At 62.1% G+C, this 24,012-nt stretch carries 19 protein-coding genes; 7 read left to right on the top strand and 12 right to left on the bottom strand.

Annotated elements, in window-relative coordinates; translation table 11 throughout:
* Positions 1-58: 58 nt before the first annotated feature.
* Entirely contained in the window at positions 59-2,380 is a 2,322-nt protein-coding gene (locus HU230_RS25080) for a molybdopterin guanine dinucleotide-containing S/N-oxide reductase (RefSeq protein WP_176529398.1), read from the bottom strand.
* Between the two features lie 444 nt (positions 2,381-2,824).
* Between HU230_RS25080 and HU230_RS25085 the strand changes: the two genes are divergently transcribed.
* Positions 2,825-3,484 (top strand): hypothetical protein, encoded by a 660-nt coding sequence (locus tag HU230_RS25085; protein ID WP_176529397.1) that lies wholly within the window; start codon positions 2,825-2,827, stop codon positions 3,482-3,484.
* On the top strand, positions 3,481-3,747 hold the full coding sequence (locus HU230_RS25090) for an HGGxSTG domain-containing protein (RefSeq protein WP_176529396.1): 267 nt from the start codon (positions 3,481-3,483) through the stop codon (positions 3,745-3,747). The genes HU230_RS25085 and HU230_RS25090 overlap by 4 nt, the downstream gene beginning before the upstream one ends.
* Before the next feature lie 18 nt (positions 3,748-3,765).
* Here HU230_RS25090 and HU230_RS25095 read toward each other — a convergent pair whose 3' ends face one another.
* Positions 3,766-7,770 carry an NACHT domain-containing protein gene (locus tag HU230_RS25095; protein WP_176529395.1) on the bottom strand — a complete coding sequence of 1,335 codons (4,005 nt, stop codon included), beginning with the start codon at positions 7,768-7,770 and terminating at the stop codon, positions 3,766-3,768.
* Between the two features lie 613 nt (positions 7,771-8,383).
* Between HU230_RS25095 and fabF the strand changes: the two genes are divergently transcribed.
* Positions 8,384-9,646, top strand: a complete 1,263-nt coding sequence (fabF, locus tag HU230_RS25100) for a beta-ketoacyl-ACP synthase II (RefSeq protein ID WP_176529394.1) — start codon at positions 8,384-8,386, stop codon at positions 9,644-9,646.
* Positions 9,647-9,820: 174 nt separating this feature from the next.
* Here the strand turns inward: fabF and HU230_RS25105 are convergent, their stop codons facing one another.
* The gene (locus tag HU230_RS25105; protein ID WP_176529393.1) at positions 9,821-10,417 is read right to left on the bottom strand and encodes a TetR/AcrR family transcriptional regulator; all 597 of its coding nucleotides are present in this window, start codon (positions 10,415-10,417) and stop codon (positions 9,821-9,823) included.
* Between the two features lie 94 nt (positions 10,418-10,511).
* Between HU230_RS25105 and HU230_RS25110 the strand changes: the two genes are divergently transcribed.
* The gene (locus tag HU230_RS25110; RefSeq protein WP_176529392.1) at positions 10,512-11,807 is read left to right on the top strand and encodes an MFS transporter; all 1,296 of its coding nucleotides are present in this window, start codon (positions 10,512-10,514) and stop codon (positions 11,805-11,807) included.
* Between the two features lie 102 nt (positions 11,808-11,909).
* Positions 11,910-12,194 (top strand): GlsB/YeaQ/YmgE family stress response membrane protein, encoded by a 285-nt coding sequence (locus tag HU230_RS25115; protein WP_173638417.1) that lies wholly within the window; start codon positions 11,910-11,912, stop codon positions 12,192-12,194.
* A gap of 78 nt (positions 12,195-12,272) precedes the next feature.
* Here HU230_RS25115 and HU230_RS25120 read toward each other — a convergent pair whose 3' ends face one another.
* Positions 12,273-15,056 carry a UPF0182 family membrane protein gene (locus HU230_RS25120; protein WP_176529391.1) on the bottom strand — a complete coding sequence of 928 codons (2,784 nt, stop codon included), beginning with the start codon at positions 15,054-15,056 and terminating at the stop codon, positions 12,273-12,275.
* A gap of 275 nt (positions 15,057-15,331) precedes the next feature.
* Between HU230_RS25120 and HU230_RS25125 the strand changes: the two genes are divergently transcribed.
* A complete protein-coding gene (locus HU230_RS25125) occupies positions 15,332-16,096 on the top strand; it encodes a hypothetical protein (protein WP_176529390.1) in 765 nt (254 codons plus the stop codon).
* Here HU230_RS25125 and HU230_RS25130 read toward each other — a convergent pair.
* The 8 genes from HU230_RS25130 to HU230_RS25165 form a co-directional block, all read right to left on the bottom strand.
* Positions 16,085-16,552 (bottom strand): hypothetical protein, encoded by a 468-nt coding sequence (locus HU230_RS25130; RefSeq protein WP_176529389.1) that lies wholly within the window; start codon positions 16,550-16,552, stop codon positions 16,085-16,087. The genes HU230_RS25125 and HU230_RS25130 overlap by 12 nt on opposite strands.
* A complete protein-coding gene (locus HU230_RS25135) occupies positions 16,536-17,453 on the bottom strand; it encodes a DUF2950 domain-containing protein (protein ID WP_176529388.1) in 918 nt (305 codons plus the stop codon). The genes HU230_RS25130 and HU230_RS25135 overlap by 17 nt, the downstream gene beginning before the upstream one ends.
* A complete protein-coding gene (locus tag HU230_RS25140) occupies positions 17,450-19,120 on the bottom strand; it encodes a DUF3300 domain-containing protein (RefSeq protein WP_176534877.1) in 1,671 nt (556 codons plus the stop codon). The genes HU230_RS25135 and HU230_RS25140 overlap by 4 nt, the downstream gene beginning before the upstream one ends.
* Before the next feature lie 81 nt (positions 19,121-19,201).
* Positions 19,202-20,521 carry a TAXI family TRAP transporter solute-binding subunit gene (locus HU230_RS25145; protein WP_176529387.1) on the bottom strand — a complete coding sequence of 440 codons (1,320 nt, stop codon included), beginning with the start codon at positions 20,519-20,521 and terminating at the stop codon, positions 19,202-19,204.
* 261 nt (positions 20,522-20,782) lie between these two features.
* Positions 20,783-21,181 carry a hypothetical protein gene (locus HU230_RS25150; protein WP_210284180.1) on the bottom strand — a complete coding sequence of 133 codons (399 nt, stop codon included), beginning with the start codon at positions 21,179-21,181 and terminating at the stop codon, positions 20,783-20,785.
* 61 nt (positions 21,182-21,242) lie between these two features.
* Entirely contained in the window at positions 21,243-21,659 is a 417-nt protein-coding gene (locus tag HU230_RS25155; RefSeq protein WP_176529386.1) for a hypothetical protein, read from the bottom strand.
* A gap of 22 nt (positions 21,660-21,681) precedes the next feature.
* On the bottom strand, positions 21,682-22,914 hold the full coding sequence (locus tag HU230_RS25160; protein WP_176529385.1) for an HlyD family secretion protein: 1,233 nt from the start codon (positions 22,912-22,914) through the stop codon (positions 21,682-21,684).
* The gene (locus tag HU230_RS25165; RefSeq protein ID WP_176534875.1) at positions 22,907-23,344 is read right to left on the bottom strand and encodes a hypothetical protein; all 438 of its coding nucleotides are present in this window, start codon (positions 23,342-23,344) and stop codon (positions 22,907-22,909) included. The genes HU230_RS25160 and HU230_RS25165 overlap by 8 nt, the downstream gene beginning before the upstream one ends.
* 179 nt (positions 23,345-23,523) lie before the next feature.
* Here HU230_RS25165 and HU230_RS25170 point away from each other — a divergent pair, with 179 nt between their 5' ends.
* Positions 23,524-23,979, top strand: coding sequence for a hypothetical protein (locus HU230_RS25170; protein WP_176534874.1), 456 nt, complete (start codon positions 23,524-23,526; stop codon positions 23,977-23,979).
* Positions 23,980-24,012: the final 33 nt, after the last annotated feature.

Raw genomic sequence — 24,012 nt, forward strand, 5'->3', positions numbered from 1 at the left:
CGATCGGGCGCCATCCAGCGCCCAGCGATGATTTGTTCGTGATCGACCGTGCCCCCGGTTACGCCGGATCGAACGCCCGGATCGGCGGCAAATTGCCGTTGAAGCGCTCCACCTCGACGGTCGTGAGCTGGCCGGTGCAGCCCTGCGCGAAAGATGACGTGCCGATGTCACGGGTCAGCACGTTCGGATTGCCGTGCACGCAGAGCGGCGCCGCCTCCTCGGGGTCCATCGGGTCGTACCAGGCGCCGGTCGGCAGCTGCACCACACCGGGCGCAATGCCGTCGGTGACGTGCACCGCGGCAAGGCAGGCGCCGCGCGCATTGAAGATGCGGATGATGTCGCCGTCGGCGATGCCGCGCGCCTTGGCATCGCGCGGGTTCATGCGCGCGACCTCGCGGCCGCGATGCTTGGCGTCTTGCGAGTGGCCGCCGAAGTCGAGCTGGCTGTGCAGGCGCGTCACCGGCTGGTTGGCCACGAGAAAGCACGGCGCACCCGATGTCGGCGTGTCGGTCTTCGCGAGCCAGACCGGATGGCCCGGACAATCCGCATCGCCGTGGCTAGCGATCTTCTGCGAGAAGATCTCGATGCGCCCGCTCGGTGTCGGCAACGGCCGCGCCACCGGGTCCTCGCGGAAGCGGCGCAGCGAGCCGCCGTCGTCGAGATGTTGCGGCACCACCAGGCTGCCGCGTTGCCAGAATTCCTCGAAACTCGGCGTCTCCAGCCCGCGCGCGGCGAGCGCCTTGCGGGTCGGCTCGTAGAGATGTTCCAGCCATTGCCGCGACGTGCGTCCCTCGGTGAAGGGCTCGCGGGCCCCTAACCGTTCGGCGAGATCGGCGAAGATCTCGTAGTCGTCGCGCGCGAGGCCGAACGGCTCGGCGATCCGGTGCATCGCGACCATCAAGGGATCGTTGCTGGAATAGCCGATGTCCTCGCGCTCCAGCGTCATGGTCGAGGGCAGCACGATGTCGGCGTGGCGCGCGGTCGCGGTCCATGCGAGCTCATGCACCACCAGCGTATCGAGCCGCGCAAACGCCTTGCGCAGGCGGTTGAGGTCCTGGTGATGGTGGAACGGATTGCCGCCCGCCCAATAGACGAGGCGGATATCCGGATAGGTGCGCGTCTCGCCATTGTAGCGATAGGTGGTGCCGGGATTGAGCAGCATGTCGGCGATGCGCGCCACCGGAATGAAGTCGGCGACGCCGTTGCGGCCTTGCCCCAGCGTCGGTCCGGGCACGGCATTGACGCGACGGCCGTAATAGCCGATCGCGCCGAGCGAATAGGCGTAGCCGCCGCCGGGCAGGCCGATCTGGCCGAGCGCTGCCGCCAGCACCATGCCCATCCACACCGGCTGCTCGCCGTGCTCGGCGCGCTGCAGCGAATGCGAGACGGTGATCAGCGCGCGACGGCCGGCGAGCCGGCGCGCCAGCGCCTTGATGGTGTCGGCATCGATGCCGCAGATCGCGGCGGCCCATTCGGCGCTCTTCGGCACGCCGTCGGTCTCGCCCATGAGATAGCGCAGGAACACCGGCCAGCCCTCGGTGTAGCGATCGAGGAACGCCTGATCGTGCAGGCCTTCGCCGACCAGGGTGTGGACGATGCCGAGCATCAGTGCGGTGTCGGTGCCGGGCGTGGCCGTCAGCCATTCGGCGCCGGCCTCGACAGGTAGATCGTCGCGCAGCGGGCTGACCAGGATGAACTTGCAGCCGCGCCGCTGCGCCGCCTCCATCGCCCCGCGCTCGACATGCTTGCTGATCGAGCCGCCGGCCACCATCGAGTTCTTCAGCGCCATGCCGCCGAACGCCAGCACGATGTCGGTCTCGGCTGCGATCTGCTCCCAGGTGACGTTGCGCTTGGTGATGTCCTCATAGCCGGTCAGGATCTGCGGCAGCAGCACCGAGGACGCGCCCGAGGAATAGCTGTTCACCGAACGCACATAGCCGCCGAGCGCGATGTTGAGAAAGCGATGCACCTGGCTCTGCGCGTGGTGGAAGCGCCCCGCGCTCGACCAGCCATAGGAGCCGCCGAACACCGCGCCGGGACCGATCGTGTCGCGGATCCGCGCAAGCTCGCCGCCGAGCAGGTCGAGCGCCTGCTCCCAGCTGACCGGGACGAATTCGTCGCGGCCGCGCCGATCGTCCGGCCCGGGACCGCGCTCGAGCCAGCCGCGGCGGATCGCAGGCTGCGCGATGCGCGCCTGGTGGCGCAGCGCACCGGGGAAGTTGTTGATGATGCGGTTCGGATCGGGATCGCCGCCATAGGGCCGGACTTCGAGGCCCGCCTTGCCGAGCCGCGCCGAAAACACGCCCCAATGCGAGGTGTGCGGCCTGAAACCATCGGACAGATCGAGGCCGGGATCGGGGTAGCCCAAGGTTTCGCTCATTTGGTTTCGCTCATCGGATTTCGCTCATCGAGTGTCCCTGATCCGCGGGCCGGCGGTCAGGCCGCGCCTGGGTCGCAACGTTCCGGCCAGTATAATGATCCGATCGGCACGCGGTACCCGCCGGCCGGTTATCGCCCCGTGCCTTGCCGGCATGACTGCGGGTGATGGTGCCGGAACGCCCCGCCGCAGGGCCCGTCGCCAAAATATCGAAAACAACCCCATGCAAAGGCGCGGGCGGCGTCCTCGCGTTCGACGAGGCAACTTGACACGTCGGGCAACTCAGGGGTATTTTTCCAATATTCCGAAATCGTGCAAACACCCCTCGCCCGCACCAGCGGGCGCGCCGGGTGCGCTTGCGACCAACCCCTCCTCACAACTGACATCGCACCGGCGCCCGCAGCGAGCGATCGCCTGCGCGCGCCGTGCGTTCCAGGGACACGCGACATGACCACTGCACCCGACATCACCGTGCCGACGACGGCGGCCGCAACCGATCAGACCCCGGCAGCCACAACCCCGCGGATCAAACTCTCGCCGCGCGGATACGCCATCGACCACCCCGACCCGAAGCTCGGCGAAGCGCTGATGGCGAACGCACTGGGGGTCGCCGATCGCGACGCGATGGAGGGCATCCTGCGGCAATTGGTCAAGGCCAGCGTGAGCGGCGGCAAGGCGTGCAAGGTCAATCTCGCCTTCATGATCTCGATGGTGAAGAGCATTGGCCCACGGGATTCGGTCGAGGCCATGCTGGTGGCGCAGATGGTTTCGGTTCATGTGATGGCGATGCGCTGCGCCCATCACCTCGCGCATGCCGACGACCTCGCCCAGCACGACAGCGCCGCGCGGGCGCTCGGCCGGCTCACCCGCACGTTTCCCGCCCAGATCGACGCGCTGACCCGCTACCGCAGCCAGCGCGAGCCCGCCATCACCGTGCAGAACGTGAAGGTGGAGGACGGCGGCAACGCCATCGTCGGCAACGTCACCCAGCATGCGAGCGTGATCGTATCGGACAAGCCGCCGGCACCCGCAGCGCGGGCACTGAGGCCCACGGGCTCCAGGCGACGGCGTGATTGCGCCGATGCCAGGCCGGACGCGCAGGCATGAGCGGTCACAGCGGCACGATCGGCCCGATGCTGGCGAGCCCGCGCTGTGGCGCCAAAACCCGCTCCGGCGGCGCGTGCCGCGCGCCGGCGGTGCACGGCAGGACGCGCTGCCGCATGCACGGCGGCGCAAAGGGATCCGGGGCACCACGGGCAAACCGGAACGCGCGCAAGCACGGTCTGTTCAGCAGAGATGCGATCGAAGAGCGGAGGCAGATGCGGGTGTTGTTGGTGGAAGTGCGGAAGGTGCTGGAGGGGATGAAGTAAGCGGTTTGCGCCTAACCTTTATGCAGCTTGCGGCGCGATCCTTTGCAGCGGTTTCGAGGTCTGTACGCTAAGGAGCACTTGCCAAATCCGGTAGTTCCAGTTCCTTACGCTTGCTCGGCACGGCCAACGGCGATGGACGCGCTCCAAGATCATAGGCCAAGAGCCTTTGGGGCGCCCGCAGGACGGTAAGCTCTCCAATTGGCCTTGAGCAAAGCGCCCGCAAAGCGATCGATAGTCGGGATGCTTCTGCATGTTTCGAATTGTAGCGCCAGAGATGTGAAGTGCTCCGGGCACCCAATTCAGATCGCGGAGAAGCTCGGCCACATCCTTCTCTCCCCACGAGCCAACACCGAGCCGCAATTGCGCCACTGCATTCCGCACAGATTGAGGGTCGCTCGGCAAGGCCACGAAGGCCGATCCGTCTAGTCCAGATAACGATGGTTGAAACCTTGTTCCAAGTCCGATGCGAAGAAATGTGAGTAGACCTCTCCGACGGGGATCGCGGTTAAACGCGGCCACGAGCAAAGGTGTCGGAGCCGAATGTCGGACTCCCCGAAGCCCCGCCTCATCCGCAAGGTCAACGAATTTTTCTCTTTCCCAAACCTCCGGTAGCCTAAGCAGGAGACTAAACAACCTTATTCCTTGGCGCTGTTGTCTAGCAGCCAGGCTAACAGCTTCCTCTACCAACTCCCCCACCCCCTGCGGAGCCGCATCAACCGGTATGCCACGCACAGAAGATATCAAAATTTCGAGCAATCTGATCCTCTTCTGCTCAGACTGAATACCGCGTAAAACCGCGGCAAAATCTTCGTAGTTGGCTGCAATCCTGTCCCGCGCCTGATGTCTCAATGCGTTGAGATAAGCGAGCCCCTTTGTGCCGATTGTTGCATCGAAGTATCGTCCGCTTGCCCATGGCTCGAAATCGCTAGGATAGACACCTTGTTTAGTCCACCTATCCTCTGCCTTCTTCCAGTCATCAAGGTCGCCGAACTTCCCATCTTCAGCTTCCTGGGCCAACAGCTCAACCGAAACTCCATCCTCCAATTCTTCAAAAATTGAGGTGCAAACCCAAGGCAAGCTGTAGTTCGGAAGCCCATCGCGACCGCAGAAGGCCACTTGTCTGAGCATGCGTGCAAGTGATGAAGCGGACGGCTTGCTAACGAATAATGCAAGCGCCGAATGAGACGCCCAATTCGCTCTGGCTTGCAGATCGGGGCTAACCACGTAGGACGGTGCCTCGCTCAAAGGAACGAACACCGAAACCGAAACATTTCGATTGTCGCGATCACGGATCGTTATCCGCTCCCTGTGATGAATATCCACAAATCCCCGGGAAAGAACAGAAAAGCGCAACATCTTCTGCATAGTGACGCCTGGCGGCTCATCCTCATCATACCATTCGACGCGTTCGAGGAATTGATGAGCCGCCTGCGGACCAGCTTCCGCTTGGGAGGATTTGACTTTCTCCATCAACTTGCTGGTCCAAGTACCGATCACGACGGGGACGGTCTGGAGAGCTCGGTTGGGGTCGGAAGGCCAGTGAGCAAGCATAATGCCTTCTGAGAAGGCCGGATCGATATCGAGAAGCTCAGACGTGAGAGCCCACGCGGCCTTCGCCGCGGGCGTGTCTCCTTGCACGAGTCGACTAGTTATTTCCTCGTGGAAAACGTTTGCCGTACCAGGAACCAGTTGAAGTTTCAGCCTAGGATCCAACATATCCGGACCGATATCTAATACAGATAGCGCTCGACGAACGAGATTTCGACGGAAAACGGGAGCCGTATGAGCCAGACCATCGTGCAACAACTCCAACGCGAGCCTCGCTCCGGATCGCACTAATCGACCATCTTCTCCCTGGTCGCCGTTATCGAGTGCATGACAGATTGCGACCACCTCAGAACGCAAAGGACTGAGCTCCGCCACTGAAAATATCTTACTCGCAGCTATGCGAAAGACATGCTGCCAGTGAGTGCTGAGCGCGATTGCCCGAAGACGTTGCACCACGACTGTTGTTGAGAACGCGGCGATCTGCGCTGCCGCCATAAATTCTTGTAACGATCTTACGTCGAAAGCGATTCGGCCTTCTACACGGCATGCGAGCAGAACAAGCCTCTCCGTTGCGATTCGAACAAGTTCGCCTGAAATGTGCGAAATCTCATCTGGGGTGTATTCCTCGTCGGACAGCAAACGAACAACTAGCGCTCTAAATTGCTCAACTGATAGGTGCGGATTCGCAGCGCCCGCGACCTCGGAGACCACATGGAGAATAAATCCGGCTTGATAATGTACAGTGTCGATTTGCCTCTTGTAGTCACGGATTAGCTGAGCGTCGGGACCCGTTTTCTGAGCCTCTCTGTCTCTAAGAAGGGTGTAGTAGCGCTCGAAAAGCTCCCATCGATCCTGTGGTATGGCACCCTTTAGAAGGGATATTCCGAAGAGAATGGTCACTTGAAGTGGCGTGGTGAGCAAAAGCATTGTCGAAGAGTCGTCTGCCGCACGGGTGAGCTCAGCTAAGACAGCTTCCCGTCTGTCTGGGTCAGATAGACGAACCTCCGAAAGTCGCCGAGCAAAGTTCAACGCGTTTTGCGCACTTAGTGGCGAAAGCTCCCAATGTTGCCAATATCGCGAACTTAGGTCGTCATTATAGCCCTGCGGTCGCGTCGTGACGACGACAAGAGCGTCCGACTTTGCCAAGCTCAAATCGTCCCAAAGCCCATCAATACTTTTAATAAGCTGGGCACGGTTCCCGCTCGGTGGCACCTCGTCGAGACCATCCAAGATAATTAGCGCGGGGCAACCTGACAGCCAGTCGCGCAAATCGTGTGCCGTTATAGCGTGATCCACGTCGCGAGAGAGTCGCGTCGCCATAAAGGCGACCAGGCTCACGCCATCGCTCCCTGCCTTCTGCAACGCATCCGCGTAAAGAGGCAAGTCTACGCGGATTGGAAAACGAGCAGGGCCGTTCAGCGGCAGCCCTTCGATGCGCGCTCTTTCCAAAACTGGCAGAATAAGGTCGGCAGTTTGCGGGTTCAGCCGCGCGCTTGAATGCTGTGAGAGTAGTCTAGCTCGGGCAACCTGTGCAAGAAATTGTCCGAGGGTTGATTTGCCTTGTCCAGGGCCGCCTAGGATTACAATTCTATTTGGCAGAGGAAACCACCGGTCCTTGTTGGACCGGGAGCGACACGCGATGGACTCGCTATCAAGTTTGTCGGCCGCCCGTCGCAAGATTTCAGCCACGATTTTCCGTGAGCTCTCTTCGGTCGCATCAGGATTCTCGAATGGCACCTCGTCCTCTTCCTCCTCGTCGCTCTCCTCAGGCTCATCTTTTTCCGCCGGAGGTTCATGCGCAAAAGGCAAATCGACAAAGAGGTCGTGTAGATAGACTGGCTTCTCTGTTTCCTGCCCGGCATCTCTGAGGCGAATATCACGCTCTTGCCTGAGGTCACGAGCAAGCGCCAATGGAAGAACATCCCTCAGCTTTGGACGGGCAACAAGATCAATCAATTCGGCAAGAACATCTCCTGGCGTAAGCCAAGCCGAATACGAAATTCGCACATCCCGAGCGTTCTCCAGATGAGCCCTCAAATCATCTGCAGCCCATATCGCAGCGGCCTTAAATTTCAGCTTCTTTTGATATTGCTCAATCAAACGGTCGACTTTCGCCCTTCCACCGTTTTTTGCTTCGGGTGAGAGCGTAATGTTAGTCGCGATGATCAAGTACTCTGGACGTCGAAGCCGCTTGTTTTTTTGATACTTTCCAAACTCCGCCTTCAGTTGGCTTATTAGCCAACTCGCATCCCTAGCGTCCCCCTTCGGGACTTCTCTGCATTTCGCTTGGACAACTATGTAGCCTTGCCACCTATCCTCCCGACTAGGAAAGGGCACAGTGCCCTCAAAGGTAGCTTCACGGCCGCCATCTGGCCCAGCGCCGAATACAACTACTCCCGGACCGAGAATATTCACGCTCAAAGCTTGGATCATGCGCTCGAATGACTGCGCCGAAAAACTAACAAACTCGACCATTCCGCCACCAGCAAACGTTGAAGGAGCTATTGAGCGCGAACTTGCCTGATTTCGCAACCTGCACTAGCTCCCTCGACGAAACTTATGAACCCAATTCGCTCAAATCGCGTTGGAGCCTGCCGACCAATCTTCATCCACCCAGAGGCGAATCGCTGGGATTCCAAGGCTTGATAGGAGGTCGTCCAATTTTTTATGCGGCCGATCGAGTTTCAAGACGCGGACAACGGCCTCTTGAAGCCGGCCAGCTCGCACTTCTGAGTTCAGCGCAACCAGCGTCGTCCTAATTAGTCCTATCAACGCGCGCATCAAAAAACTTCCGGGCCTCTGCTACCGCCCGACAGCAGACAAAACCATGATTTACAGATGATTTTGGTCTAGTCGGGCTTTCTTGAACCGCTAGAGGCTCTGCCACCGTGACCGCCGACTGTACCGGCCTTGTTCCGACTGCCGGCCCGTCCAGCAGATGCCTCGAGCCCCCGGCGAACAGCGTGCCGTAGTCCCTTGACGCTCGACCGGTCGAGATAATAGATGATGACTATCATCTATTAAATTGCCCTCGAAGGCCTAGCGGTTTAGGGCCCCGCCATACCGGCAAGAGCGCGACAGGAGAACCATGCGGCGAATTGTTGTGACGGGCCTGGGGACGGTGTCCCCGCTGGGCTGTGGCACCGAACTGGTCTGGTCGAGGCTGCTGGCGGGGCAGTCCGGGCTTACGGCATTGCCGGCGTGGGCGGCCGCGCTGCCGGGGCGCGTCGCAGGACAGGTCCCTGATAAGGCTGGGGATGCCGAGGGCGGCTTCGATCCTGATTCCGCGGCGCCGCGCAAGGACCAAAAGAAGATGGACCGGTTCATCCTGTTCGCGCTGCTGGCCGCGGCGGAAGCCGTGGCGCAGGCCGGCTGGATGCCGGCCGAGGCGCGGGCGCAGGAGCGCACCGCGACCGTGATCGCATCCGGGATCGGCGGGTTTCCCGCGATCGCGGAGGCCGTGCGCACGGCGGAGACGAGCGGGCTGCGCCGGCTGTCGCCGTTCACCGTTCCCTCCTTCCTGGCCAATCTCGCGGCCGGGCACATCAGCATCCGATACGGCTTCAAGGGTCCGATCGGCGCGCCGGTGACCGCTTGCGCGGCGAGCGTGCAGGCGATCGGCGATGCCGCGCGCCTGATCAGGTCCGATGAGGCCGACATTGCGATCTGCGGCGGCACGGAGGCCTGCATCGATCCGGTGAGCCTCGGCGGCTTTGCGGCGGCGCGGGCGCTTTCGACGTCGTTCAACGACACGCCGGCCCGGGCGTCGCGGCCGTTCGATCGCGACCGGGACGGCTTCGTGATGGGCGAAGGCGCGGGCGTGCTCGTCATCGAGGAGCTCGACCACGCGCTGCGGCGCGGCGCCAGGCCGATCGCCGAGCTCGTCGGCTACGGCACGACGGCGGACGCCTATCACATCACCGCAGGTCCCGAAGACGGCGACGGGGCCCGGCGCGCCATGGAGGCGGCGCTGCGGCAGGCCGGGCTCCGGCCCGACCAGATCCAGCATCTCAACGCGCATTCGACATCGACGCCGGTCGGCGATCTCAGCGAACTCGCGGCCATCAAGCGCGTGTTCGGGCGCGAAGGGCGCGTTGCCGTCAGCGCGACCAAGTCGGCGACAGGGCATCTGCTCGGGGCGGCCGGCGGCGTCGAGGCGATCTTCACGATCCTGGCGCTGCGCGATCAGGTCGCGCCGCCCACGCTCAACCTGGAGAACGCCGACCCGGCGGCGCAGGGCATCGACCTCGTCGTGAACGTCGCGCGGCCGATGCCGATCGAACACGCGATCTCGAACGGTTTTGGATTTGGCGGCGTCAACGCCAGCCTGGTGTTTCGACGGTGGTCGTGAAGCGGCCAGTTGCTTCATCGGCAGCGGAGGTTCACCTCTCCCTTGGGAGAGGTCGGCGCGCAGCGCCGGGTGAGGGGCTACGTCTCTCGTTGGAGCTGTGCCCCCTCACCCGATTTGCTTCGCAAATCGACCTCTCCCCAATGGGGAGAGGTGAAGCAAGCAAGTCGCTCACCCTCACCCCTTCGCCACGCTTGCATCGATCAGCAGCTTCGCAACCGTCAGCGCCGACTGCGCCGGTCCGTCTTCCGACTGCTGGCCGGTGACATAGATGCCTTCGATCAGCAGCAGCAGGGCATCGCCGAGCACGGCGGGGTGACGCGCGCCCATGCCGGCCGCGAGCTCGCGCAGGCGCTTGCGAAACACCTTCTTGTGGGCTTCGGCGACCTGCCGTGCGGGATTGTCCCGCGCCGGATATTCCACGGTCGCATTGCTGAGGCCGCAGCCGCGATAGCCCTTGCGCACCGCGCGCGTCGACAGGTCACGAATGTAGGCGAGCACGTGCTCGCGCGCATCTGAATAGGATTTGCCGCCGGGCTTCTCGAAATCCTCCCAGAACGCCAGGTCGTAATCGCGCATATAGGCGGCGGCGAGATCGTCCTTGGATGCGAAGCTGCGATAGAGGCTCGGCTTGGTGACGCCGGCGCGGTCGACCACCTCGTCGACGCCGACGGCGCGGATGCCCTCGCGATAGAACAGCTCGCGCGCGGAGGCGCGGATCCGGTCGGCGGCGCGCACGGGGCGTTCCGCAGACGGCTCGACGGTCTTCTTCATGACGGCTCCCTCCAGATTCTGCGCTGGGCACGCTTGACAATGTTACTGACCGGTACGTATACACGCCGCATCGCAACACGTACCGGTAAGTAACATGCCCGATGCCTCCTTTCAACCCGCCGCCACCTCGAGACGGCCGTTCGGCCAGAACTACGCCTTCGTCGTCGTCGCCGTGATCTTCCTCGCGCTGCTCGCCTCAGCCGGCCTGCGCTCAACGCCGGGCGTGCTGATGCTGCCGCTGCAAAAGGCGTTCGGCTGGGATGTGGGCGTGATCTCGTCGTCGGCCGCGGTCGGCATCTTCCTCTACGGCCTCGCGGGCCCGTTCGCGGCGGCCGTGATGCAGCGCTTCGGCATCCGCCGCACGGTGCTGGGCGCGCTGGTGCTGATGTCGGCCTCGACCGGCGTCAGCTATTTCATGACCGCGCCGTGGCAATTGTTCATGAGCTGGGGACTGCTCTCCGGCATCGGCTCGGGCGCGGTCGCCAACGTGCTCGGCGCCACCATCGTCAATCGCTGGTTCACCACCAATCGCGGCCTCGTCATGGGGCTTTTGACGGCGTCGACCGCGACCGGCACGCTGATCTTCATGCCGGGCCTAGCGGCGCTGGTGGAATGGGGCGGCTGGAAGCCGGTGGTGCTGACGGTGGCCGCGTGCTGCGCGGCACTCGTTCCGCTGGTGTATTTCCTGGTGCCCGAGCGGCCCGCCTCGGTCGGCCTGCGCTCGTTCGGCAGCCCGCATGAGGATCATGCCGCACCGCCGGTGCAAGGCAACCCGTTCACCGCCGCATTCTCAAACCTCGCGCGCGCCGCGAAGACACGGGCGTTCTGGTTCCTGTTCGCCACCTTCTTCATCTGCGGCTTCACCACCAACGGGCTGGTCGGCACCCATCTGATCGCGTTCTGCGGCGACCATGGCATCGTCGAGGTGCAGGCGGCGAGCCTGCTCGCGCTGATGGGGTTCTTCGACCTGTTCGGCACCACCTTGTCGGGCTGGCTCACCGACCGTTTCGATCCGCGCAAGTTGCTGTTCTTCTATTACGGGCTGCGGGGGCTGTCGCTGATCTACCTGCCCTACTCGGATTTCTCGCTGGTCAGCCTGTCGATATTCGCGGTGTTCTACGGGCTCGACTGGATCGCGACCGTGCCGCCGACCGTGCGCATCGCCAACGAGGCGTTCGGCGACAAGAACGCGCCGCTGGTGTTCGGCTGGGTGGTCGCAGGCCATCAGCTCGGCGCCGCCTGCGCCGCGTTCTTCGCCGGCTTCATGCGCTCGGCCCAGGGCGATTATCTGCAGGCCTTCATGATCGCAGGCGTAACCGGCATCGTCGCGGCCGTGCTGTCACTGACGATCACACGGCGGCCGGCGCAACCGGTCCTGGTCGCAGCGTGAGGACGCGCTGGAAGGACCGAGCGCAACTGAAACAGTCAACCGTGATGGAACCATTGGTCGCAGTCAGCATTACTCACGATCATCTTATGGGAAGGCAACGTCATGCATCTCTCCAATCAAGGCCTGCTCGTCATCCTCGTGGTCGGCGTCGTGGCCGGTTGGCTGGCAGGCAGGGTCATGGCGGGCGGCGGCTTTGGCCTGATCGGCGACCTGCTCGTCGGTCTGGTCGGTGCGTTCATCGGCGACTGGCTCATGCCGCAACTCGGTATTCACCTTGGTGTCGGCATCGTTGCCCTGATTATCAACGCCTTCATCGGAGCCGTTGTGCTTCTGCTGATTCTGCGATTGATCGGGGGCGGTTTTGGCGGCAGGCGCCGCTGGATTTGACGATGCTTGCTGGCGACGGGCTCGCGCGATCCTGAACTGGAACGCGCGACGCTCCGCGCTCACGATTCCCCCGCGCCATTAGTGACCGACGGAGCGCCGGTTCATTTCCTCCAGGGGCTCGCGCAGGGCATCGAACTGCGTGCCGAAACCTTTCAAGTCTCCGGCCTTCAATCGCTCCACCGCCTGATTGTAGCGATCGAGCGCCTGCTGCGCCGGGCTCGCCGCCCCGCCCGCAGGGGACACCGCTTCCGTTGCGTTTGAAACGGCCGGCACCGCACCAGGCTCTGCGAACAACGCGGCCAGGGCATCAGCGAGCGTCTCTTTCATCACGACATGCTCACCGTAGGCTGCGATCACGCGTTTCAGCTCCGGCAGGTGTCCAAGCTCGGCGCGCATATAGAGCGGCGAGACATAAAGGATCGAGTTCTCGATCGGGATCACCAGCAGGTTCGCACCGCGTATCACCCGCGAGCCCATCTGATTCCACAGCGTGAGTTGTTGCGAGATCTCGGTGTTCTGGTTGATCCGCGCCTCGATCTGAAACGGCCCGTAGACAAGCTTGTCCTTTGGGAATTCGTAGACGATCAGTTTGCCGTAGTCGGGGGCGTCGCAACGCGCAGCGAGCCACGCGATCATATTGTCGCGACGACTCGGCACCATGGGAAGCATCAGAAAGAACTCGGCCTGAGGCTCGCCGGGCAGCCGCATGATGATGTAATAGGGGGTCATCACCGAGGTGCCATCGCCGCCCGGCTGTCGCGGAAACTGCCAGAAGTCCTCTCGGTTATAGAAAGTTTCGGCCTGCTCCATGTGGTAGGTCTGATACAGCCGCGCCTGAATCAGGAACAGATCTTCCGGATAGCGAATGTGCTTCTGCAAATCCGCCGGCATGGCCGTGAACGGCTTGAACAGGCTCGGAAAGATACGCTGGTAGGTCGCTGCAATGGGGTCGCGTGGGTCGATCAGATAGAAATCAACCGTCCCGTTATAGGCATCGACAACAATTTTCACCGAATTCCTGATGTAGTTGAGATCGAGCTCGGGCACGGGCTGCGCGGAGGGGAAATAGGAGCTCGTGGTGTAGGCGTCCTGTATCCAGAACAGCCGCCCGTTGCTGATGACCAGATAGGGATCATGATCGAGCCTGAGGAATGGAGCGATCGTGCGCACCCGTTCCGTGATATTGCGCCGGATCATGATCCGGCTGTCGGCCGTGATGTAGCTTGAGAGGACCAGATTCGCGTCATTGAAGTAGTAGGCGAACAGCGTTCTCCATCCCAATGCTCCGATCGGAACACCGCCACTGCCGTCATAGGCCGCATAGACGTTGTCTTTCCCCTTCGGATAATCGAACTCCGGGATGCTGGCCTTGACGATGACGTAGTCGTCGCTCTCTTCGCCGTAGTAGATGCGCGGTTCCTCGATCTTGGGACCGCCGTCCGCAACGGGCGGAATATCGCGCAAATAGAAGAACGGCAGTCCTTCTGGGCTCTTGCGGGTGACCGGGCTCATCACCGCGCCGTTGCCGTGCGTAAACAGCACATGGCGATTGACCCACGTCTGGGCGTTTGCCGGCAGCAGGGAGGCCCGCAGTTCGCGGGCCGAGAGCATCACGCTCTGGTAGGAGCCGTCGAGCCAGTAGCGATCGACGTCAAGATCGTGGAATTTGTAGTAGGTACGGATCTCCTGCAGTTGCGCGTAGGTATTCGACAGCGGCAGCCAGTCCCAGAGCCGGATATTGTCGATGGTGGCCTTGTTGGCTTCCAGCGTCTTGAAGGTCAGCCGCTGTTCGGCGGCAAACGGCTTGGCTGCGATCCGGTCGAGATTGTAGGCCTGCCTGGTGAGCGCGATGTTGCGTTCGATGTACGGCTTCTCCAGCTGCAACTCCGTCGGTTTGACGACGAGGTGCCGGAACAGCGAAGGGACGAGGCTCGACAGCACGACAGAGCCGGCGCCGACGAGGATGAACCCGGCGGCAAGAAGCCGGTAGGTGCGGGCGCGCAAATTGGCCCATGCGATCAACGCCGCGATAATCGAAAGCCCGATCATCAGCCACAGAGCCGGCAGCCCCAGATGGACATCGGTGTAGCTTGCCCCGACCACGACACCATTGTCGCCGTAGAGCAGCAGATAGCGGTCGAGCCCATAGGACCAGGCCTTCACCGCGAACAGAAGGCCAACCAGCGCCGAGCCATGTGTGATGACCGTCGGCGAGATTGATCGGCTGTGAACATCGTACTCGATGTCGCCGCGCGCCCAGTAGATCGCTCCGGCAAACAGCGCACTCAGGACGATTGCGAGCAGCATCCAGTTCTTGATCGCGAGATAAGCGGGTAGCGCAAAGAGATAGAAGCCGATGTCCCTGTTGTAGAGCGGATCCTCCGCGCCATAGGGCACATGGTAGAGAAACTGCAGGAAGATGCCCCAGTTGCCGGCTTCGCCTGCGGCAACCAACACCGCGAGCAAACCCGCACCGAGCGCGATAAACCACGGCCGTGTTAGTCGATCGCGCAGCAATACGGACAGATCGGGCGGCGACGTAACACCCGCCACCTTCCACGGGGCGGCCGGAATCTGTCGCGGCGGCTGCATGGCAAACCGCGCCGCCAGCACTCCGTTCAGCCAGAGGACGACGGCGGTCGCCGCCAAGACGGCGAAAAAGACGGTCGCCTTGGCGCCAATCGCCGTCAGGAAAACCTCAAGATAGCCGATCGAGGAAAACCAAAGCCAATCGACCAGGAAGTCGCTCGCGAAGGAGAGCAGGATAAGGCAAATCGTGATGACGACGGCCGCAACGATCAGCCTGACCACGCCACTTTGCCGTGGTACCTTCGGGCCGGGTCCGGTAATCCCGATCGTCATGGCTTGATCATAGCGGAAACGAGGGACGCTCGCCGCTTGATTTACGGGCCGAACTGCCCGCCAAGGGAGGCGACGCGGATGCTCAAAGCTCCGTCGCCGGGACCGCGAATGAGCACAAGCGCCAAACTCAGCTGATACGGGCCGGCGCGATCAATCAGCTATCGAGCAGGAGGACGCTCGCGAACGGAGGCGCGTCGTGCAATATCGTGGAAAAGCGAACATTTGGCGCTCCCTAGCGGGAGAGCATCAACCTCGCGTTATCAAACACTTAGCCGATGATTTGGGAAAAATCATCCAGCATTGAAATTCAAAGGGTTTCTGAGGCCGACCCCAAATCCGAATTGAGCCTCTCGAGCATTCCGTCTATTTCGGCCGCCAGCGGCTGGGGGCGGAACGAGCGCGTCTCGGCAAAGCGGTACGCTGCCTACGATGCACTGGATCAGCCCCTGGGGGCGCTTTGGCAGGCGCCGCGAGGCTTGGTCGGCCATCAGCCGAGCAGCTTCCAGGGCCGCCCAATGAACGCCCTTTCGACCGCTGCGGCGGCTCTCTACGAAGCTATCAATTCCGCAACCTCGCCCGACGAGCTGGATAACGTTTTAGATGCAATCTGGCGCCGCCACTGGCCCGTTGGAGCAATCAGCGACGATGAGGCTCAGTTTCTCGCTGAGGCCATTCAGAAGCGGAAACCGCAGCGCAGGTTCGTCGCGCAATCGCCTGTGGGCAAGCTTCAAGCACGCGTGTCGTCGCGCTTTACGACTCGGCAACGGCCACGTTCATCGGATCGTCAGGCCTCGCGGGGATCGGCGGCGCACGCTCGGCAGTTCGTCAGCCATGCCACCCGCAATGAGGGCGAAGGGCACCGCGCTGTGCTCGCCATCGTTGCTGGCGAGATCAAACATCACGGCGTTTGTGATCTGCCTTATGACAGTCGGACGGCAAGGCCAATGCTAACGCTGATAGTGAGAGAGGCTATGACGTACCCAACGTACACGGCCATAGATCGCGTTCACCCTGATGTGAAAATCGGTTCAGTTCATTGAAATCGTGATCGTGCTCAAGTTGGCGGCGAACTCCCAGCCACCCCTTGGACCGCGCAGCTCCATCGTGACGCCCTTGTCGTTCCGCAGGTGAACGGCACCAACGCCGCCGACGAGTGATGCCCCACCGCCGACAGAACTGTACGTACCGGCAAAATCGGAAATCTCTCGAATTCCTGACGCCGACCCCTCGAGTCGGCCGACAGTCGCGCCGGCCGTGACACCGACGCTGATGCCAGACCAGCGAAAGCGATAATTGCGGCCGCGATAGCTCAACACGCCGCTGCCCGCGCCTGCACCCACGAGCAAGCCCGCTTTTACGATCTTGAGCTGGACAAAGGCGGGGGCCTGAGCGAAGGACGGCGTCACGGGCACGGCGAACGCAAAAGATGCGATCGCCGCAAAACCGGTGAAGCATGTCCGCAGGACAGTCTGCCTGCCCTCAGGGTTTCGTGGCATCGACTTTCCTCCAAGTCTGGTCCGGATCGAACAGCATGATCCGCTTGGCGATGATCCCAGTGTGCTTTCCCAGATCCCGCTGGTAAACGGTACCGGCATGATTGACCAGGAAGGTCATCACGCCGGAGTTGCCATATTCGGCAGGATAGGCGATCAGCGCGAAGCCGCCGATCATCTTGCCTCTGACGACGTAGTAGAGCGCGCCGCCCGGCGCATCGGAGCCCTGCCCCTTCAATATCCGGAAATAATATCCGTGATAGGGCGCCCCTTGCCCGTCGACCTTGTAGCCTTCGTTTGATGCCTGCGCCGCCAGTTCGCCGAGCGGGCTCGGGTCGCGGTCGTCGCGCCAGAACAAGCCGTCCTTCTTGCCGGAACTGCTGACGATGCGTTGCGCATAGACGCCCGCGCCGTCGCCGCGATCCTTGTCGGCATATTCATTCTCGGCATCGACGAAGGCAAGGCAGGTCTTGATCGCGTCCAACTCATTACGGCCGATGCGGCGATAGAGAATCTCGATACGGCCTGCCTCCGTGTCGAACTCCCAACCGTTCTTGGTGTTGACGAGCGGAATCGGGAACGGGAAGTCATCGGAGCCGAGAACGAGCGTGGCTTTTTTATTGCCATCCGTCTTGACGGAATGTCTGGCATCATAGGCAGAGGCAAAGCTTCGGCGCGTCTCGGCATCTGCAACCTCGTCGCCGGAAGCAACGAGGTCCTCGGCAGCGTTGCCGAGCACTTTCAAGACTGCCCGGTTCGTGCCGCTCTTGACTGCCGCAGCCAGCGCGGCCACGGCATCCTCCGGCGACGGATAGGCCTGCTGCGCCCGGGACGCAGATGTCAGCAGTGCAAGCGCCATGATGCCCGGCAAAGCTGCGCGATGGAGCGACCTCAAAATGATCATGGTGTCATCTCCGCGGGAATCCTTGCACCGTCTGCGAGCCAGTCTCTGTAGCTACGCAGCTTCAATCCGAGCCTTTCATAATAGACACGCAAGTAGCCGTCGCGGCCGCGGGTCACAGCCTGCGGCATCACGCCTTCCACTTCCTGCGCTATGACGCCGACATAGGTCTTCTGGCTGCCAAGATAGCTGAAGCGATAGAAGCCGAGGCCGTTGGCGAGACGCCCGAGCAGGACGATGTCATGCTTCAGCGCAATGTCGGACCGCCGTCCTCCACCGCCTCCGCCACGTCCGCCCCCACCACCGAAACCACCGCCACCACGCATGGCGCCACCGCCGCCACCTCCACGCCCGGCGAAGCTCGCCCCGCCGCCGCCACGGGCGCCCATGCTGGCTTGACCGCGGGCTGAGGCGGCGGCAGCCGCCCTGCCCGACGACACGTTCATGGCGCCGCCGCGATTTTCGCCGCCGCGGCGCGCCGCATTGCCAGCATTGCTGGCAGCCCTCGCGCGATCTGCACCGCCTTTGGTAGCAGCTTTGCCGCCCCCCTTGGGAGACCCCTTGCCGCTTGCCTTAGCGCGATCTGCCGTGCTCGAGCGGTTGGCGCGATCACCGCTCCCGGAGCCGTCGCGTGCGCCCGCGCGATCGCCACCGCGATCCGCGGCCCGATCTCCGCCACGATCCCCGGCGCGATCAGCGACACCGGCACGATCCTTGAGCACTTGCTGTCCATCACGGCCGCGGAAATCCATTCGATCAGCAGCACCGGCCTTCAGATTGTTGTTACCGAAACGCTGCTGAACGTTTGTGTTATTGTATCGTACCCCCTGGCGATGCGCCGGATTGTGCTGCCAGTTGTTTCCGACGTTGTTGATCCTGTTGTAGTGGTTGACGTAGAGGTTGCGGTTGCCCCAGTTGCAGCCGCCGCCCCAGTAATTGCCCCAGCGCCCGATCGCCCATCCTGCCCCAAAGGCAACGCCAGCTGCGATCACGCCTGCACCGATATAAGACGGATACCCGAAATAGTAGGGCGGATATTCCGTGTAGGGCCAAGTTCCGTACACGGTGGCCGGATCGTAATACGGCACGTAGATCGTATCCGGCTCAGCCTGTTCGATCACGACCACCTGCTTGTTCTCCTGAGTCTGAACGCTGACCTTCTGCTGTTTGGTGGTGACGAGTTTCTTGTTGTCGTACGCCTTGGTGCGCAGCCGCTGGATCGCGTCCATCACGTCCGGTTGCTGCGCGAGCACGGCATCACCCAGGCTTTTGATCCATTCGAGTTTGTCGCTCATCATCGTCAGGACATCGGCGGTGCTGGTGAGCGCCTTGATGCTGTCGTCCCAGGCCTGCTTGTCGACCTCCTTCTTGAGCGCATCGCCCTTCAGGTTCTTGCGCTCCTTGAGCCAGCGGTCGGCCTGCACAACTTCCAGCGGGTAAGTCGACGCCGCCAGCACGTTGGCGAGCAGTTCATCCGGATAGAGCGCGATCGGCGCGACCAGCGCCTCGAGTTGCTCAGGCTTCAACAGCTTGTCGGCCGGTTGAGCCGGGCTCGCCGGCTGCGCCTGACTGCTCTGAGCAGGCGGCTTCTCGGCGGTCTGCGCCATCGCGGCGATCGGAGTGCCCAGCAGCAACGCGAGCACGAACAGGATTTGGCCACAACGAGACATCGACACCTCCCTCGCCTTCCAGCGGGAAACATCGGCGTTGCCGATGGGGTAAGCTTGATCAAGATCAAGGAAACCGGTCATTCAGGGACGCGGCGCCTGTTGCAGAGCAAGAGAGATGCGGCGGTCGTGGATCAGATTTTCGAGGCGATGAGCCGCAACATTCGCAGCCGTGACTTCGCGTTCGGTTTCCTCGTCGGCCACACCCCTGGCCCGTTGCGCCCGCAGTACCCGGTCGATCTCCCGCTCGATCTCGTCGAGATCAGCCTCGCGGTCGCTCGCACGGATCCTTGGGCCGAGAGCATAGAGTGCATCCAGCGCCACCTCCGCGGGCAATGACACGTTGCCGGCGCGAAGGAATTTCCAGGCATAGGCGAGGATCGAGACAAGGCCGCCCGCGATCATCGGCGCAAGAAAGATCGCATTGCCCCATTTATCAAGGAAACCGAGCCGCGAGCCGTCATAGAAGGCGGCAGCGCCTGGATGCAGCTGAAGGTAGGCGTCCTTGCCGGTATCCGGCTCCGAACTCTGGGCCAGGATCGGCATCTCGGCAAGCAAATCCCTGCGCGCCTTCATCAGCGACTCCGTAAGGTCGGAGACAACATCGTTACCGAGCTTCTTCTGCGCTACGAGATAGAAGGAGGTCCGAAGTGTCGTGACATCGTCCGGCGGAACGGTCGGCGAACCGCGCAGCGTGCCTTTGGGGACATCGAAACTCTCGTAGGCACGTTCCCGCTCGGCGATCGCGCCAGCGGACTCAACCGCGATCAGCACTGGACCGCCTTTGCTCTGCGCAAACAAGCCGCGTACCAGAGCGAGATACTTTTCCGCCAGCGGAACGACCAACAGGACGGCGCGCACCTCCTTGGTTTCAAGCGCCCGCCGCGCTTCCGCCGGCGCGAGAGGCTTGAATGTCACGTTCGCACGTCCGAGGTCGTAGGCATCGGTCAGAGCATTGATCAGCTTCTGATTGATCTCGCCTCCGATCACACCGATCGTTGCGCGCTTCAGCTCCGCCAGGTCCGTGACCGTGGATCCGGGCGGCGCGATCAGCAGAACCGCGGCATGCGCAACAACGAGCACCGACTGCGCCAGCCTGAGATCGCCGGCATCAGCGCGCACCACCGCGAGGTCGACGTTACCGGCCGCAAACGCTTTGGCCGCTTCGAGCGCTCCAGGCGTCGGAACGATAGTGAGCCGCACCGGCGCATTGGATTGCACGAGCTTGCTGGCGAGGGCACTAACGACCAAATTGGCTTCGCCATCCAGCGACCCAACAGCGATCGTCAACGTCACTGGCCGGGAGTACCAGCGATAAGCAAAGAGCCCCGCCCCGCTGGCCAGGATCACCAGCCCGCCTAACAGGACGACGCGAAACCATTTTGGCAATCCAGCCGCGCTCATCGGGTTGGGCGGTCAGCAGCGAATGCCGCTCGCCCGTGAGCATCGATGACCGGTGTGCATGTCGGCGCGACGCATGTGGCTGCGGCGCCAGCCGCGCGCAAAAGAACAGCGACGCTCAGCGCGGGTCGCATCATCAGTTCAAATGTCGTGACAGGCTCCATACCAGGACTCCATTGGCTCGAGGTATTTGAGGAATATCGGAGCGCCCTGGCTTTGACCCTTAATTTTGCAGGTCGATCGGCGCGCAGACGAGCCGGCGGGCTAGATCTTGCAACGGTGATAGTTCGTATCCATCCCGTCCACGCCCGGGAATAGCCGCGTGACCGTATCGTCATCGATGACCTTCAGGAAGAACTGGATGTTGGAAAGCATGACACCGTTCGCACAAGCGACAACCAGATTGATGGATTCACCGTCGTCCTTTCTGGCCTTGATCGTGCAGGTTTCAAACTTGCTGCGCAGGCGGTTGGCCTCGACGAGGAAGCCACCGCCATAGGCGCCAGAGAAGTTGGTGAAGTCGACCTGATTTGCGCGCCCCCTCCGCGCAAACACCTTGCTGCATTGATCCGCTTTGGCCGCCCAAGCGCCCGCGAGCTCGAAGGCATCTGACCGCTGCGTTATCGTTTGGCAGGCGATAACGAACGTCGCCGCGACGAACAACCTGCATAACCTCACGGTACGACGCCCCCGCTCATGCGGACTCTCCTGGTTGCCTTCGATTTTATCGGTTCGGGCAGCGGTGATAGGTGATCTCCATGCCGTCCATGCCGGGGAACAGCCGAACAATGCTGTTCGCATCCAGTTCCTTCACGCTGAACTGAACGCTCGACAGCATGATGTCGGTTGCACAGCCTGCGATCAGGTTGACGCTCGGGCCGCTCTCCTTTCTGGACTTGATCCTGCAGTGCGCGAATTTGCCGATGATCTGGTCACCATCGATGATGAAGCCGCCGCCATAGACGTCGGACATCTCGGTGAAGCCGGGCTTTCCGCCCTGGCGGGTGAACACCTTGTCGCACTGATCGGCGTCGCCGACCCAGGCGCCATTGAGGTCGACAGCATCCGCACGCCCGGCCGTCGCGACCACTGAAGCGAACAGCAATCCAGCCAAGGCGCCGAGTTTTCGTGGACGAACCATCCATTCACTCCTTCTTACGTCTTCAGTGACCGCCCAGCACAAGCGTCTGGATCGGCAGCACCAACGCCTGGATTCGCAGAAGCATGGCATGTACGAGGCCGACGCCGTCGACGACGTGCAACGCGATCTTCCGACCGACGCTGGTGTCCTTGGCAGAAATCTCCTCGTGGTTGCTGGTGTAGGCGTTGACGATGCAACTGCTGCCCGCCGTGACCCCTTCGAGACCGCCTTTGTAAAGCGGCTCGAGGTACACCAGAATCGTACCGGGCTTTGCGATGTTCTGGGCCTCGATCAACTGCTCCCCACCGCGAAACTGACCTGTGGCGACGTAGTCCTGAACAGTCGTGACCACCATCGGAATAATCACCCATGGCTTGGACATGCAGGCCGCCTCGGCCGGCATTCCTTCCTTCATCACCTGGGCCTCGATCTGACCAAATCCGGCGAGCACCGCGCGCTGACCGGCGCCTTCGGGTATGAGTATCCCCGCGGGACGCATCAACGGGTTGACCACATCGCCGACGCGAAGAACGAACTGCTCGACCCGCCCGTTGACGCCGGCGCGGACGACGGTCTTGTCGAGATCAACCTGGGCCTGCGCCAGCGCCGCTTCGGCGCTTGCCTTCTCCGCCGGCAAGAGTGCCGAAACCCGCAACGTCGTCGATTGCTTGGCCGCTGTGGCGGCATCGATCGCGGCCTGCCGCTGATCGACCAGTACCTGGAGCTTCTCGATATCGCGCTGCGGCACAATGCCGGGATTGCGGCGCTGCAGTTCGGTCTTGACCTCCAGTTCGTCCCTGGCCTGTTGATGGTTCGCCCTGGCCTCCTGGATCTGGGCTTCGGCCTTGACCACGTCTGACTGCGCCGTTTCCATGGACGCATCGACCTCGGCGACCTTGCGCCTGGCGGTTTCGAAGGCCGCTTCCTGCTTTGAGCTGTCAAGTTTGAACAGCACGTCGCCCTTCTTCACCGATGCGCTATAGCCGAGATCGACCTCGGCCACCCGTCCCGAACCTTCAGGGAGAATTGGGATCGTGCGAAAATACAACGCGGCTGAGTTGGTCGCCGGATGAAAATAGAAGATCATCGTGATCAGCGATATCGTGAGCATCAGGCAGCCGGTGATACCCCATCGCAGCTCATACCAGACCGAATAGAACGTGATCTCCTTGCCGAAGCGCTTGCCTTGGGCGTAGCGGCGGAACAGATAGTCAGGCAGTATCGTCAACAAGGAGCAGAACATAAGCTCAAACATTGCTTTGCTCCCTCGCCTTCACGGGACCGGGCTTCTCAGTCGACGGCGCATTGGCTTGGCCGTCGGCCGGCAGAGGTGACGGCGCGGCTTCGTTTCCGTCTCCCGGCGTCGTCTCGGCGATCTTCTCCACCGAATCGGCAATGCTGCGCAGCGGGGTGCCGAAATCGGGAATATCGATCAGCGCGAGAAACAGTCCTATCACCCAGAAGAGATGGTTATGCGTGAACAAGGACAGCAGGCCGAGAATGGCCACGATTTCGAATTGCAGCTTCTGTGACTTGTGCGCCATCCGCTCGGGGAGGCTGTGCAGGCGCCAGTAGATCGTTCCGACCCAGAATACGGCGCCAACCAGGAAGATCCCCATCAGCACCATCAGCGTATCGGTCCCGTTCGCCGGGGCCAGATAGAAGGGCAGATGGTGCGGCGCCATCGGGTGAAGCTGCTCGCTCAACGTTCCCTCCCTTGACGGCAACCGGCCGGCTCCCGTAGCCAATGCCCAGATTGACCAAACCGGGGATGAGCCCGCTTGATCTGGATCAAGGGATCGAGCCCTTCCGGCCCTACCCTTGCACGAACGCTGGAGCAGCAACCGACCGGGAGGCGTCAGCCATGTCCAACACCATCGACGATCTCATTCCCAACGCGATGCAAATCCGGAAGGAAGCAGCGCTCAAGGAGGCCGAAAAGGTGGACGAATATGCCCGCCTTGCCGCCGCAGCCGAGGCGGAGAAACACGCCTTGATCGAGCGATTGAGCAAACCGTCAGGCAAGACCGAGGAGGAAAAGATCAAGCTCGCCTCCACCATCATCCAGCGTGCGGTACGAAACGGGATGACGGACGTCCAGGTCTATCGCTTCCCCAATACGCTGTGCACGGACAAGGGCCGCGCCATCAATCAGATGGAAGCTGGCTGGGAGAACACCCTGACGGGAATCCCGAAGGAGATTTTCCAGCTCTGGACGGATTATCTGAAGCCGCGCGGCTATCGCATCGCATACCAGATCATCGATTTTCCGGGCGGCGTGCCTGGCGACATCGGCATCACCATCTCCTGGGGAGATTGAAGGCCGTCCGTTCGCTTTGAACCTGAAGTAGCA

It is taken from the genome of Bradyrhizobium quebecense (genome assembly GCF_013373795.3).
GTDB classification, from domain to species: domain Bacteria; phylum Pseudomonadota; class Alphaproteobacteria; order Rhizobiales; family Xanthobacteraceae; genus Bradyrhizobium; species Bradyrhizobium quebecense.

What these genes read in the sequence shown, in the direction of transcription:
- HU230_RS25080 (WP_176529398.1), bottom strand. Translation starts at nt 2,380, where the DNA reads ATGAGCGAAACCTTGGGCTACCCCGATCCCGGCCTCGATCTGTCCGAT.
- HU230_RS25085 (WP_176529397.1), top strand. Translation starts at nt 2,825, where the DNA reads ATGACCACTGCACCCGACATCACCGTGCCGACGACGGCGGCCGCAACC.
- HU230_RS25090 (WP_176529396.1), top strand. Translation starts at nt 3,481, where the DNA reads ATGAGCGGTCACAGCGGCACGATCGGCCCGATGCTGGCGAGCCCGCGC.
- HU230_RS25095 (WP_176529395.1), bottom strand. Translation starts at nt 7,770, where the DNA reads ATGGTCGAGTTTGTTAGTTTTTCGGCGCAGTCATTCGAGCGCATGATC.
- fabF (WP_176529394.1), top strand. Translation starts at nt 8,384, where the DNA reads ATGCGGCGAATTGTTGTGACGGGCCTGGGGACGGTGTCCCCGCTGGGC.
- HU230_RS25105 (WP_176529393.1), bottom strand. Translation starts at nt 10,417, where the DNA reads ATGAAGAAGACCGTCGAGCCGTCTGCGGAACGCCCCGTGCGCGCCGCC.
- HU230_RS25110 (WP_176529392.1), top strand. Translation starts at nt 10,512, where the DNA reads ATGCCCGATGCCTCCTTTCAACCCGCCGCCACCTCGAGACGGCCGTTC.
- HU230_RS25115 (WP_173638417.1), top strand. Translation starts at nt 11,910, where the DNA reads ATGCATCTCTCCAATCAAGGCCTGCTCGTCATCCTCGTGGTCGGCGTC.
- HU230_RS25120 (WP_176529391.1), bottom strand. Translation starts at nt 15,056, where the DNA reads ATGACGATCGGGATTACCGGACCCGGCCCGAAGGTACCACGGCAAAGT.
- HU230_RS25125 (WP_176529390.1), top strand. Translation starts at nt 15,332, where the DNA reads ATGATTTGGGAAAAATCATCCAGCATTGAAATTCAAAGGGTTTCTGAG.
- HU230_RS25130 (WP_176529389.1), bottom strand. Translation starts at nt 16,552, where the DNA reads ATGCCACGAAACCCTGAGGGCAGGCAGACTGTCCTGCGGACATGCTTC.
- HU230_RS25135 (WP_176529388.1), bottom strand. Translation starts at nt 17,453, where the DNA reads ATGATCATTTTGAGGTCGCTCCATCGCGCAGCTTTGCCGGGCATCATG.
- HU230_RS25140 (WP_176534877.1), bottom strand. Translation starts at nt 19,120, where the DNA reads ATGTCTCGTTGTGGCCAAATCCTGTTCGTGCTCGCGTTGCTGCTGGGC.
- HU230_RS25145 (WP_176529387.1), bottom strand. Translation starts at nt 20,521, where the DNA reads ATGAGCGCGGCTGGATTGCCAAAATGGTTTCGCGTCGTCCTGTTAGGC.
- HU230_RS25155 (WP_176529386.1), bottom strand. Translation starts at nt 21,659, where the DNA reads ATGGTTCGTCCACGAAAACTCGGCGCCTTGGCTGGATTGCTGTTCGCT.
- HU230_RS25160 (WP_176529385.1), bottom strand. Translation starts at nt 22,914, where the DNA reads ATGTTTGAGCTTATGTTCTGCTCCTTGTTGACGATACTGCCTGACTAT.
- HU230_RS25165 (WP_176534875.1), bottom strand. Translation starts at nt 23,344, where the DNA reads ATGGCGCCGCACCATCTGCCCTTCTATCTGGCCCCGGCGAACGGGACC.
- HU230_RS25170 (WP_176534874.1), top strand. Translation starts at nt 23,524, where the DNA reads ATGTCCAACACCATCGACGATCTCATTCCCAACGCGATGCAAATCCGG.